Source organism: Nonlabens sp., assembly GCF_965660805.1.
In the GTDB taxonomy this organism is placed as follows: Bacteria; Bacteroidota; Bacteroidia; order Flavobacteriales; family Flavobacteriaceae; genus Nonlabens.
In genome coordinates this window covers 1-12,696 of record NZ_CBFIBE010000050.1, presented here as the reverse complement: position 1 = coordinate 12,696, position 12,696 = coordinate 1, and the positions used below count along the sequence as shown (strand labels likewise).

The 12,696-nt window shown below is 36.0% G+C and carries 13 protein-coding genes; 6 read left to right on the top strand and 7 right to left on the bottom strand.

Annotation, left to right across the window (positions count from 1 at the left end):
* Nucleotides 1-29 precede the first annotated feature (29 nt).
* Together ACTF48_RS10030 and ACTF48_RS10025 are read left to right on the top strand one after the other, a co-directional pair.
* Nucleotides 30-518 (top strand): hypothetical protein, encoded by a 489-nt coding sequence (locus ACTF48_RS10030; protein WP_438963021.1) that lies wholly within the window; start codon nt 30-32, stop codon nt 516-518.
* Between the two features lie 247 nt (nt 519-765).
* On the top strand, nt 766-1,524 hold the full coding sequence (locus ACTF48_RS10025) for an alpha/beta fold hydrolase (RefSeq protein ID WP_438963022.1): 759 nt from the start codon (nt 766-768) through the stop codon (nt 1,522-1,524).
* A gap of 98 nt (nt 1,525-1,622) precedes the next feature.
* On the opposite strand, the gene ACTF48_RS10020 is transcribed toward ACTF48_RS10025, so the two are convergent.
* The 6 genes from ACTF48_RS10020 to ACTF48_RS09995 all read right to left on the bottom strand — a co-directional run bounded on the left by ACTF48_RS10020 (nt 1,623) and on the right by ACTF48_RS09995 (nt 6,708).
* Nucleotides 1,623-1,829: a hypothetical protein gene (locus ACTF48_RS10020; protein WP_438963020.1), complete on the bottom strand. Its 207-nt coding sequence runs from the start codon at nt 1,827-1,829 to the stop codon at nt 1,623-1,625.
* A gap of 1 nt (nt 1,830) precedes the next feature.
* On the bottom strand, nt 1,831-2,622 hold the full coding sequence (locus ACTF48_RS10015; RefSeq protein ID WP_438963019.1) for a (Fe-S)-binding protein: 792 nt from the start codon (nt 2,620-2,622) through the stop codon (nt 1,831-1,833).
* Between the two features lie 176 nt (nt 2,623-2,798).
* Entirely contained in the window at nt 2,799-3,227 is a 429-nt protein-coding gene (locus tag ACTF48_RS10010) for an LNS2 domain-containing protein (RefSeq protein WP_438963018.1), read from the bottom strand.
* Between the two features lies 1 nt (nt 3,228).
* Complete coding sequence (locus tag ACTF48_RS10005; RefSeq protein WP_438963017.1) at nt 3,229-4,572, bottom strand: 4Fe-4S dicluster domain-containing protein; 1,344 nt, start codon at nt 4,570-4,572, stop codon at nt 3,229-3,231.
* Between the two features lie 8 nt (nt 4,573-4,580).
* A complete protein-coding gene (locus ACTF48_RS10000) occupies nt 4,581-5,534 on the bottom strand; it encodes an MlaD family protein (protein WP_438963016.1) in 954 nt (317 codons plus the stop codon).
* Between the two features lie 73 nt (nt 5,535-5,607).
* Nucleotides 5,608-6,708, bottom strand: a complete 1,101-nt coding sequence (locus tag ACTF48_RS09995) for an N-acetylmuramoyl-L-alanine amidase (protein WP_438963015.1) — start codon at nt 6,706-6,708, stop codon at nt 5,608-5,610.
* 22 nt (nt 6,709-6,730) lie between these two features.
* On the opposite strand from ACTF48_RS09995, the gene ACTF48_RS09990 reads away from it, so the two are divergent.
* From ACTF48_RS09990 to ACTF48_RS09975, 4 genes are all read left to right on the top strand, one after another.
* Nucleotides 6,731-9,586 (top strand): putative LPS assembly protein LptD, encoded by a 2,856-nt coding sequence (locus tag ACTF48_RS09990; protein ID WP_438963014.1) that lies wholly within the window; start codon nt 6,731-6,733, stop codon nt 9,584-9,586.
* Between the two features lie 110 nt (nt 9,587-9,696).
* The gene (locus ACTF48_RS09985; protein ID WP_438963013.1) at nt 9,697-10,092 is read left to right on the top strand and encodes a Rid family detoxifying hydrolase; all 396 of its coding nucleotides are present in this window, start codon (nt 9,697-9,699) and stop codon (nt 10,090-10,092) included.
* A 1-nt stretch (nt 10,093) separates the two neighbouring features.
* The gene (locus tag ACTF48_RS09980) at nt 10,094-10,963 is read left to right on the top strand and encodes a nucleoside phosphorylase (protein WP_438963012.1); all 870 of its coding nucleotides are present in this window, start codon (nt 10,094-10,096) and stop codon (nt 10,961-10,963) included.
* A 67-nt stretch (nt 10,964-11,030) separates the two neighbouring features.
* Nucleotides 11,031-11,912 carry a substrate-binding domain-containing protein gene (locus tag ACTF48_RS09975; RefSeq protein WP_438963011.1) on the top strand — a complete coding sequence of 294 codons (882 nt, stop codon included), beginning with the start codon at nt 11,031-11,033 and terminating at the stop codon, nt 11,910-11,912.
* A 27-nt stretch (nt 11,913-11,939) separates the two neighbouring features.
* Here ACTF48_RS09975 and ACTF48_RS09970 read toward each other — a convergent pair whose 3' ends face one another.
* Nucleotides 11,940-12,605 (bottom strand): uracil-DNA glycosylase, encoded by a 666-nt coding sequence (locus ACTF48_RS09970; protein ID WP_438963010.1) that lies wholly within the window; start codon nt 12,603-12,605, stop codon nt 11,940-11,942.
* Nucleotides 12,606-12,696 lie beyond the last annotated feature (91 nt).

The window sequence follows — 12,696 nt, the reverse complement described above, 5'->3', positions numbered from 1 at the left end:
ATTAACATTAAATCAATAAAAACAACAAAATGGACAATTTTACAATTATCAACTTACAAGCCATAACAGGCACGATAGCAATTATTTTAGGTTTCAAATATTGGATTCAACCTAAAGTAGCCAAACTCTACATCAAAGAAGCGCTTTTACCATTTGTATTCCTAAACACCTTTAGATATTTGGGTTTATCATTTATGGCAAAAGAGCAATTTTATGACGGCTTTCCTACTGAATTTTTAACCACAGTAGGACTTTTAGATTTTTCAACAGCCATTTTAGCAATCATAGCCGCCATTGCTTTGAAAAACAAATGGAGTTTTGCCATTCCATTGGTTTGGATTTTCAATATCGTAGGGTTTGGAGATTTGATTACCGCTTTTCCTCAATTTTTCGGTTTAGAGCTTTACAATCATAGCCTTGGCTTTATTTGGTTATTATTTATAACCTACGGTTTGGTCACTTTTTTAAGTCATATCTACATTTTTATACGACTTTTCAAAAACCTTAAAAAGAATTAAAATGAACATTAAAACATCGACAATCCTACTTGTCATATTGAGCCTTTTTCAATTCAATAAAGCAAAGGTTCAAGACGTATATTCAGGGAAGAAAACTAAAAATGAAAAGGATATTTCGGCAGGTTTTCCTTTTGAATCTAAATTCATAAATTTAGGAACGGACACCGTACACTATGTGGAATCGGGAGAAGGCGACCCAATTTTACTATTACATGGGTTACCTGCTAATGCGTATTTATGGTGAAATATTATTCCTAATATAGACAGTAACAAGAAAGTAATTGCGCTCGATTTTCTAGGTTTTGGTAAATCCAGTTTTCCAATAGACCGAAACGTTTCAGTAGAAGTGCAGTATAAAATGCTGACTGATTTCATTGAAGCGAAGCAGCTTAAAAATGTTACCCTTTTTATTCAAGACCTTGGTTCTATTGTTGGTATGCTCTATGCGATTAGAGCGCCTCAAAATGTAAAAGCAATGGCACTTTTTGAAGCACCGTTTATGCCAGCGGAAGTTATGTATAACCAATTGCCTTTTAGTTTTAAAGCATTTATGCGAATAACACGAACTCAAAAAGGAAACGAAAAATGGATGGTAAAACGAAATTTTGCAGGTAAAAAATTAGCGGTGAACTTTTGTACAGGCAGAAAATTGCCAAAGGAAGCCTATAAATATTATACAGAACCTTGGGACGAAAAAGAAAGACGCTATGCCATTACTAATGGTCCTGACCCAGCAGTCTTATCCTATACCAAAGGCAAAGGAGAAAGCGAATTTGCTACATTGTTAGACACGATTTCCAACGGAATGAAGGAAACACAAATCCCAATCTTATACTTCTATGCAAAAAAAGGGTTGGTAAATAGAAAAAAGGCAGTTGAATATGCCAAAGAAAATTTTAAGAATGCAACCTATATTTATCTAGGAAAAGGGAAACACTTTTTAACAGAAAGTCACCCAAAACAAATGAGTCAAAAGTTCAATGAGTGGTATGGAGCTCTACAATAAATAAATAAAAATTACAGGAAAAATGGTGTGAAAATAACGGTTCAAGTTTGCACTTGAACCGTTTCTATATTTAAAATATACGTATTAATAATAAAAGGCTATTTTTTCTTTTTCTTCACCATCCATTTTGTAGCTAGCGCCATAAAAGTACCAAAAACTAAGGTACTAAACACAAACTTTACCTCGTGAAATGGCAAATCGCTAGCATAGTCAAAAGCCGCCATAATACCAGCATAAGTCAAACCAGAAATGAGTCCTAGACCTATTCTGTTTTTCCACAGAATCTTTGATGGCTCGTTGTTCATACTATAAATCTTCGGCACTGGCGATCATCTCTGCGATGTCTAGCACTTCTACTTTTCCTTCTTTTTCGGCAGCTTTAATACCGTCGCTCATCATGGTATTACAAAACGGACAAGCTGCTGCAATCACCTCAGCACCAGTATCGAGTGCTTCATCAGTGCGTTCTATATTAATATCCTTATTACCTGGTTCTGGTTCTTTAAACATTTGTGCGCCACCAGCACCACAACATAAACCGTTGCGCTTACTGCGTTTCATTTCTACCAGCGCGGCATCAAGTTTTTCTATAAGATCGCGTGGTGCTTCATAGATCTCATTTGCTCTGCCTAGATAACATGGATCGTGATAAGTGATTTTTTTACCTTTAAATTTCCCGCCAGATATGGTCAACTTTTCATTTGCAATTAAATCTTTAAGGAATGATGTGTGGTGAATGACTTCATAGTTACCACCTAGTTCTGGATATTCATTTTTTAAAGTATTAAAGCAGTGCGGACAGGCTGTTACGATTTTCTTGATCTCATAACCATTTAGAACTTCTATGTTCATCATGGCTTGCATTTGAAACAAAAACTCATTTCCTGCTCTTTTTGCAGGATCGCCTGTACAACTTTCTTCAGCTCCTAGAACGGCAAACTCTACGCCTGCTTTGTTTAAGAGCTTTACAAATGCTTTGGTGATTTTCTTAGAACGGTCGTCAAAACTTCCACTACATCCTACCCAAAACAATACTTCTGGAGTTTTGCCTTGAGCTATAAACTCAGCCGCAGTAGGTACTTTTATCAATTCACTCATAGTTTTTCTCATTATGAATTCCATATATAGAATTCAGAAATTAAATAATTCATTAAAACCATATCTCGACTTTCGCTCGATATTGATTTTTGAATTTTGCTTAGCTTAAAATCTAATTACTTAGACTTCAATTTATTTAATTACGCTTTCGCGAAAGCAGAAAAAATCCTGCTTTATTACTTCTTAAATACTTCTATAGTCACTTCTTCTTCAACAAGATGGGTAAATTTCCCTTTATATCGAGTGGCACGTACCATGTGATTATCGATCCAGTGGTAGTTACCACCACGTGGTTTTCCCATTAACAAACTGTGGTACTTAAAACCGTGTTTATTCAACCAGTTTTCTGTTACCTCGCGATGTTCCTCTGTGCGTGATGTGAAGAAACAAATGACATGACCATCATCATACCATTCATTTAATGTTTTTAACGCATCTGGAAATGGTAAACAGGTTGCCATACGTTCTGGCTCTTCATTAGGAACATCATCTGTAATGGTTCCATCTATATCGATGAGATAGTTTTTCACTCCACCTGCCAGTACAGGACTGGCGAGTGAACCATCATCATTTTTTGCTTCGTGAAATTGATTGTCTTTTTTCATATTAAAATTCGTCTGCCCAGTTTAAACGGTCTTGCTGGTTATAAGGCCATGGTGCACCGTTGTTCTCTATATTAGTTAATGCGTTATTCAAATCTGTAGGTGCTGCACTGTTTTCAAGTACAAGATACCTTCTCATATCCATGATAATACTTAATGGATCTATTCCTATAGGACAAGCCTCTACACAGGCGTTACAGGAAGTACATGCCCACAACTCTTCGGTCGTGATATGATCGTTTAATAGCGTTTTACCATCATCTTTCCATGTACCTTCTTTATTAATCACCGCTCCTACTTCTTCTAGACGATCTCTAGTTTTCATCATTATCGCACGCGGACTTAATTTCTTGCCTGTAATATTTGCTGGACATTCTGAGGTACAACGACCACACTCTGTACAAGTGTAAGCATTCAATAATTGGACTCGATCTAGATCAAAAATATCACTAGCTCCTAGTGTTGCTGGGTCTTCTTCTACAGCAGCTGGATCTGGTGCGGCAAATGGATCAGCGTCTGGATCCATCATAAGTTTCACTTCTTTAGTAACGGCCTCCATGTTAGTAAACTGACCTTTAGGAGTAAGCTTTGCAAAATAGACATTAGGAAACGCTAGCATGATATGCAAGTGCTTAGACCAGTATAAGTAATTTAAGAAAATTAAGATCCCTATAATATGTAACCACCACGCTGCTCTTTCTATAATGATTAACGCTGAATCTGCCATGGTTTCAAATGGAATGGCGACAAATTGTGATACGGGAAAGGATCCTAAAATTTCTCCTGCATGTGCATATCCTTCTACACCACGAGTTTGCAGTATAAAGTCTGTAGCATTCATAATAAGAAATAAACTCATTAATACTACCTCAAAGTAAAGGATATAATTAGCATCATTTTTAGGCCAGCCTTTTAATTCACCCATAGTGAATCGCTTGATGTTCATAGCATTTCTTCTGATCCAGAAAGCAACTACTGTGATCAATACCAATAAGGCTAAAATTTCAAAAGTTCCTATTAGGAAATCATAAACACCACCTAGGTATGGAGCAAATATGCGATGCGTACCTAACAATCCATCTATGATGATTTCTAGCACCTCTATATTAATGATTACAAAACCTACATAAACTACAATGTGTAAGAAACCAGCAACTGGTCTACGCACCATTTTAGATTGTCCTAAGGCGATACGCGCCATTTGAGCCCATCGTTCTTTTTTGTTATCTGAACGATCTACCTCTCGTCCTAATTTGATATTACGTATCATCTTACGGATGTTACTCGCAAAGTATCCTATACCGACTACAAGTAAAAGTGCAAAAATGATTTGTGGAATGTACTCCATGTATTTAATTATTTAGTTGGGTCTTCTGGTTCTTTATATTCTCCCGGTTTTTTTCCAAAAACAGAAAAATGTACATATCGCTTAGGATTTAACTTCATATCCTGAAGTAGATCTGCTGCTTGTTCTGTGGCTCTTTCTAGATTTACATAGAGTTGGTCATCAGTCATTAATTTACCTAGCGAGCCTTCTCCATTATTTACTTTATCTAGTACAGTATTAAACTTACCTATGGTATTTTCTAATTCTTGAACCGTTCCAGCGATTTGAACTTGAGCTAGTGTATCTGAGATTTTAGCAAAATTCTCAGTAGTCGTATCTAAGTTTTTAAGTGTTCTTCCTAGGCTTTCTTCATTACTGGTGATAAAACCATTTGCTTTTCTAGAAAGGGTTTTAAATTCTACTAGGGTTTGGTTCAACTCACTTAGTGATTTATTGATGTTTTCTCTAGCTTGTGGATTTAAGGTGCTATTTACCGCAAGTAGAACACTATCAGCACTAACGACCATGTGTTCAATCTTATCTTTTAATGGGATGAATTGATCCATTACTTCACCTTGTATTCCTAGATCTATCTTAGAAGAAAGCGTATCGCCAGATTTTGCCACTGGTCCGGTAGATTCAAAATTAGGAACAATAGCAAGCGCTTTTCCTCCTATGAGACTCGTACTATAAACACTAGCCATACTTTCCTTAGAGAACTCAAAATCACCATTTACATGAAACTTAACAATCAGCCTTCCATTTTCATCTAGGAAGTTTATGTCATCTACATTCCCTACTTTTAAACCATTAACGGTTACTGGAGCAGATTTAGTAAGTCCTTCCACATTATCATAAACCGCATAGTACACGCGATTATCTTCTAAAAGGTTACTACCTTTTAAATAGGAATAACCAAAAATAAATAGTGCTATAGCAACAACGGTAAGGATACCTACTTTAATTTCTTTAGAAAGTTTCACAGATTAAGGGTTTTGACAAATTTAATTAAAGCTTTCTATTTTGTAGCTTAATCGCAACATAAATAGCAACACATTATAAACGCTTATTCACGCCATTTTCTACAACTACTATAAAAGCTCCTTTATAACCAGCCTGTTTTGCTCTTTTTTGAAGTTTCTGAGCAGCCTTTAAGTCCTTTAATTTTCCAGAGAAATAGCGATATATATTACCCGATTGTTCTCTAGATATATTCGGTAGTTTATTAAAATTATATGATTTGGCAGCGAGGTAATTAGAGCTAGCAGCAATTTGAACTTTATAATAAAGGTTCTTAGAACCTACAGGATTAATTACTTGAGAAGAATCATCTTTTTCCATAGGAACCTCTACTGGTGCTACTTCAAAAAGATTAATATCCCTAGTGCTTTGGTATTCAAGAATTGCTTTAAAAATAGATTGTGATACTTTATACTGTCCAGCGTTACTATTTAGAAATTCGCGTTCTTCTTTATTTGTAATAAATCCAGTTTCTATAAGAACACTAGGCATATAAGATAATCTAAGCACAGCAAATCCGGCCTGTTTTACACCACGATTCTTACGTTTTAAAGATTTTTCAAGCTGCTTCTGTACATTTGCCGCCATTTCTATGCTATTATCCAGAAAATCCTCTTGAGATAATAAACTAGCTGCAAAAGATGAAGGATCATTAGGGTCAAAACCGGCATACTTCTCTTCATAATTATCTTCTAGTAAAATAACGGCATTTTCTCGCTGTACTACTTCTAAATTATCATCACTGCGGTGCAGACCTAGAATCCATGTTTCATTCCCTTTAGCGTTTTTATTTGCGGCAGCGTTACAGTGAACAGATACAAAAAGGTCTGCTTTTGCTTTATTTGCGATAGAAGCACGCTCATGCAGTTCTAAAAACTTATCTGTGGTGCGCGTGTAAACTACCTTAACATCACCTCGTTTTTCTAATAATGCTCCTACTTTTTTTACCACTTTAAGCGCTATATCTTTTTCATTAACGGCACCTACTTTCTTGCCAGGATCGTTTCCGCCGTGTCCTGCATCGAGTACTATGGTGAACTTTTTATTCATTACGCCAGTAGAATCTACAGGAGTAATCGCCTGATTTATAACAGGAAAGCTGATTAATGCAATAATTAAAAGTATATACGTTTTCATTACAGTGTTCATAAGTGTTAAGGTGCTTTTGATAAATACGCTTTCGCGAAAGCGTAATTCTATAAAACGCATAAAAATTATACGTAGTTTTGAAGTTTCAAAAACCAGACCATTTCTGATAACGAATATAGTTTACTGTAGATTGCATTACTTGAATAAGATCATCATTTTATTAATAGTTTTCTTAACAGCTAGCCTTACTAGTGAGGCGCAAGAGCTGCCTCCTACTAGCACAGCAATTCCAGCCAAAGAAACGACTCAAAATTCTGATAAAAAACCAGTTCCTGAGCTGGTACAGAAAGATTCTATTACGCTACCTGTGGATTCTCTTGCACGCCTTAAAAGAAAAGATTCTACTAAAAAGAAAAACACACTGGAGTATAAACTAGTCTCCATCGCAAAAGATTACAAAGAAATAGATCGCATTAAAAATACCATGACCTTGTATAATGAGGCAAGAATAGAATATGGCGATATCACTCTTGAGGCTGGAAAAATAATCGTTAACCTGAATACTGGAGATGTTTTTGCTTATGGTGTAGTAGATACAGCAGGCGTTTATACTCAAAAACCTGTGTTTACTCAAGGTTCTAACATCGTTAAACCTGACTCGATTATTTTTAATAAAAACAGCCGCAAAGCACTTACTTACAACTCTGTAACCGCACAAGGAGAATTTAATGTAAAAGCTGAGGTTACTAAAAGAGTAAACGACTCCGTATATTTTATGAAACGTGCCATTTTCACGACCTCTAAAGATCCTGATAATCCAGATTACTATTTTCTGGCGCGTAGAATAAAATTTGTACCTAAAAAGAAAATCGTTACCGGATTAGTGAACATGTACATAGCCGATGTTCCTACTCCTATCGGGTTACCGTTTGCTTATTTCCCCATGACTACAGAGCGCAAAAGTGGTGTGATAGTTCCTTCTTTTGGTAATAATAACAATCAAGGTTATTTTTTACAAAATGGTGGTTATTACTTTGCGGTAAATGATTATCTAGATCTTACTATTATAGGAGATTATTTTACTAATGGTAGTTGGGGTACGAGAATAGAAAGCAGTTATAGAAAGCGCTATGCCTTTAGTGGTGGTTTCCGTTTTTTATATGAGAACCAAATTCAAAGTGAGCGAGGTTTTTCAGATTTCCAGCAAACTAACCGATATAACATTAACTGGCAGCATAGCCAGGATGCTAAAAGTAATCCTAATAGCCGTTTTAGTGCAAGTGTAAACCTAGGTAGTAGTCAGTTTTTTAGACAATCTTTTAATCAAGTAAATCAAAGTGCTACTCTAGTCAATAACTTAAGTTCTTCTATTTCTTATGCAAAAACTTTCCAAGGAGAACCACAAGTAAATATTACGACCACGATCTCTCATAATCAAAACACAAATACTAACGTAGTTAACCTCACGCTACCTACTTTACAAGCCAGTGTTTCTAGAATGTTTCCTTTTGCACCTAAGGAAGGTGCTAAGAAAGGCGCATTGCAAAACATTAATTTACAATATAATTTAAGAGGAGAAAATCGTATTACTACAAATGATGATGATTTTCTAACGGGAAAAATGTTTGACGGTGCTATTTCTGGATTACGTCACTCTATTCCTATTTCTACAAATTTTAAAATAGCAAACTACTTCTCTGTAGGATTAAATGCCAGTTATGATGAGTCTTGGGTTTTTGAAACCTATGATCAGCGATTAGAAGATAATGGTAATGGCGGTTTTAATGTTGTGAGAGATAGCGTTCAGGGTTTTGATTCCTATCGTACTTATAACTATGGAGCCAGTATAGGAACCACTGTCTATGGGAACTGGAAATCAAGTAATAAAGAATCAAAAATACAAGCCATAAGGCATGTTATGAGACCTAGTGTAACTTATAATGTGAATCCTAGTTTTGACCAGTATTACGAGCGATTACTAGATGAGCAAGGTCTAGATGTGCTAGAAGAAGAACGCTTTTACAGCCGTTTTGAAGGAACTCTATTTAACGCACCAGGACGTGTATATTCAAGTAATATAGGTATAGGGATACAGAATACTCTCGAGGCCAAAGTACGAGACCGAGATTCTACAAAAACAGAACTTAAAAAGATTTCCCTCTTAAAATCTTTTAACGTGAATACGGCTTATAATCTAGCAGGTGATTCCCTGAACTGGAGTCCAGTTCAATTACGAGGAGTGATACCTATATTTAAAAATATAGATCTAAATATAGACGCAAATCTAGATCCATATGCACTTGATAATAATAACCAGCGCATAGATCGATTTAATATTAATAACGGTGGTAGCCTTTTTAGACTTACTCGTGCAGGTGCACGATTTAATTTTAGATTAAGTAATACCGATTTTGAAAAAGGTAAAAAAGACGATGACAAGGATCAAAAAGATCCATTAGACAACCGTAATTTACAAAATGGTGGTCGCGAGGATGATCTCTTTGGTGCCTCAGTAGATTTTGCTGACAGCACAACCTTTGATCAAGAACCTGAAGAAGAAAATGTGAATATAGATGAGAAACGCTATCGTTTTAAGATCCCGTGGAACTTGAACTTTGCTTATACCATGACCTATAATAATGCGCAGCGACAAAACGAAATCAATAGACAATCCTTAATGGTCTCTGGAGATGTAGAACTATCACCTCGCTGGAGCGTAGGTGGTAATACAGGATATGATTTTGCAAATAAAGGTGTTTCCTTTACCACATTGCGATTTAACCGTGATCTTGAAAGCTGGAGATTAAGTTTTAACTGGACTCCTATAGGACCACAAAACAGCTGGTTCTTCTTTATAGGTATCAAGTCTGGAGCACTGAGCGATATCAAATGGGATCAAAGAAAACAACCAGATCCTCAGTTCTAGATGACTTTATCAATTCAACTAGGTTGTAATAGATTTTTGTAAAACATACACTGTTGAATATTTAGGTCTAAGTTAAGGTCTAGGTTTGTTTTTAATTTTATCTTTATATCATGAAAAAAATCATTTACACAGACCTTGCTCCTAGCCCTATAGGTCCTTATAACCAAGCTGTTTTAGTAGATACTCCACATCAAAAAACACTTTATACCAGTGGACAAATTGCCATAGATCCAGCGACTGGTGTTCTTAAAATAGATAACCTTAAAGAAGAAACTAACTTAGTGATGCTACACTTAGAAAGCCTTTTAAAACAGGTAGATATGACCTTTGAAAACGTCATTAAATCATCTATTTTTTTAAGTGATATGGGAAATTTTGCTACTGTAAATGAAGTTTATGGAAGTTACTTTAATGAGGAGACCGCGCCAGCAAGAGAAACAGTAGAAGTTGCAAATTTACCTAAATACGTGAACGTAGAAATCTCAGTAATTGCTATGACTTTTTAATATGGCACTAGCCCCATCAGAACTTATATTAAATGAAGATGGTAGTATCTACCACCTGAATTTACAACCGCATCAACTAGCGCAAACCATAATTACCGTAGGTGATCCAGATCGTGTTGAAACGATTTCAAAACATTTTGACCATATAGAACACCGTATGGCAAAGAGAGAATTTCATACACACACGGGAACACTAGACGGCAAGCGCATTAGTGTTATTTCTACAGGAATAGGGACTGATAATATTGATATAGTCCTCAATGAACTGGATGCCCTAGTAAATATAGATTTTAAATCTCGTGAGATTAAAAGTAATTTAACGCAATTAGACATCATCCGCATAGGAACTTCTGGAGCGGTGCAAGCACATATTCCAGTTGATTCATTTTTGCTTTCTAAACGTGGTATCGGTTTTGACTCCTTATTTCACTGGTATGAAAATGATGGTGGTGACTCTGCTTTTGCAAAAGCGATACAAGAACAACTTCAACTTTCTACTCTAGCAGCTAGACCTTATGTAGTGGCTTGCGATTCAACACTTGCTAAGAAGTTCCAGGATCCACAAGTAATTAAAGGAAATACGATTACAAACGTGGGATTCTATGGACCACAAAGCCGTCAGTTGCGACTCCATCCAGCACACGATCAATTAAATTCTAGCATCGAGGATTTTAATTTTAATGGAGAAAAATTAACTAACTTAGAAATGGAAACCGCTGGAATATATGCCATGGCCGATCTATTAGGTCATAGAGCGGTTTCTTTAAATGCTATACTTGCTAATCGCGCAACGGGAACATTTTCTGTACAGCCACAGGATACCGTTGAAGAATTGATTGAATTTGCGCTAGAACGATTGATTAAAAGTTAAATTCGTATCTGAGTATTACACATAATTTAATACTAAGTACTTTATATTTGTTACACTTATAATATGTATGGTTACAATTAAAATAGGTGGTGTTCCAGAACATTTCAATCTTCCATGGCATTTTGCTATAGAAGATGGTGCTTTTGAAAAAGAAGGCATCGATTTGCAGTGGGAAGATGTTCCTGAGGGAACAGGACGCATGAGTAAATTATTGCGCAATAAAGAACTAGATGTAGCTTGTATCCTTACAGATGGTATCGTAAAAGACATTATTGCTGGAAATGAATCTCGTATCCTTCAGGTTTATGTGGCTTCTCCACTATTATGGGGTGTTCATGCTCCTGGGAATATTGAGGCTGAAAACACGAGACAATTAGAAGAAGCAAAAATTGCTATAAGTAGATACGGCAGTGGCTCTCATTTAATGAGTTTCTTACTTGCTAAAAAATATGGTTGGGATACCCAGGATATAGATTTTGAGCTCGTAAACACATTAGAAGGAGCTGTAGAAGCACTTTCTAATAATAAAGCTCAACTTTTTTTATGGGAACGTTACATGACACAACCCATAGTGGATCAAGGAATCTTTAAAAGACTAGAAACCATAGCAACACCATGGCCTAGTTTTGTCATTGCTGCCACGCAAGATTGTATTGCAGAGAAGGAAGAAGCTCTTGTAAAAATGCTTGCTATTATTAATCGTTATACGGCAGATTTTAAACAAATCCCTTCTATAGACCGTACTATTGCCTCTCATTATGACTTACAAGTAGGAGATGTTCAACAATGGTTGCTGCGCACAGAGTTTAGTGATGACCAGTTATGGAAATCTACCGTAGATAAAATTAATGAAGAGTTTAGTGCCGTAGGTATTATAGATCGAGAAGTGTCGCTTGAAGAATTAATATATGACTTACCACAAGCTGAGGAAGAAAATGATGAACCATAAGTGGTGATTCATTTAAGTTATGGCTCATCACCAGTTTATCTTATCTTTTCCCATTCCAGCCAGCAACTCATTCACTTTAGAAAAATGTTTATTCCCAAACCAGTAACCGCGATTAGCGCTTAACGGTGATGGATGTCCACTAGTTAAAATATGATGCTTTTTTGTATCGATTAATTTTACTTTTCCCTTTGCAAAGCCACCCCAAAGAAGGAATATGACATTTTCTCGTTCTTCAGAAATGATTTTTATGGTAGCGTCTGTAAATGTTTCCCAGCCTTTTTTAGCATGTGAGCCAGCTTCAGCATTTCTTACTGTAAGTACAGCGTTTAACAGTAGAACTCCTTGTTGTGCCCATCTTAGGAGGTTACCACTTTCTGGAATGGGCAAACCTATGTCTGTTTCTATTTCTTTAAAAATATTTTTTAACGATGGTGGATGGGCAACTCCATCTGCAACTGAAAAACACAAACCGTTTGCCTGACCAGGACCGTGATAAGGATCTTGTCCTATAATAACCACTTTAACCTGATCTAACGGTGCGGCATCAAAAGCCGCAAAGATTTTACTCGCTGGTGGATAGCAATGATGAGTCTCATACTCTTCTGTCACAAAAGACATTAACTCATTAAAATAACTACTATAAAACTGCGGTTGTAGCACGTTTTTCCAGCTTTGGTGTATGTTCACTTCCATGAATTCAAAGTTAAGGAGTTTTTAAATCATGAAGTTTATCAATAATTGTTCTTATACCAATTTATGTTTCTAATGCCGTATTCTTATTTTG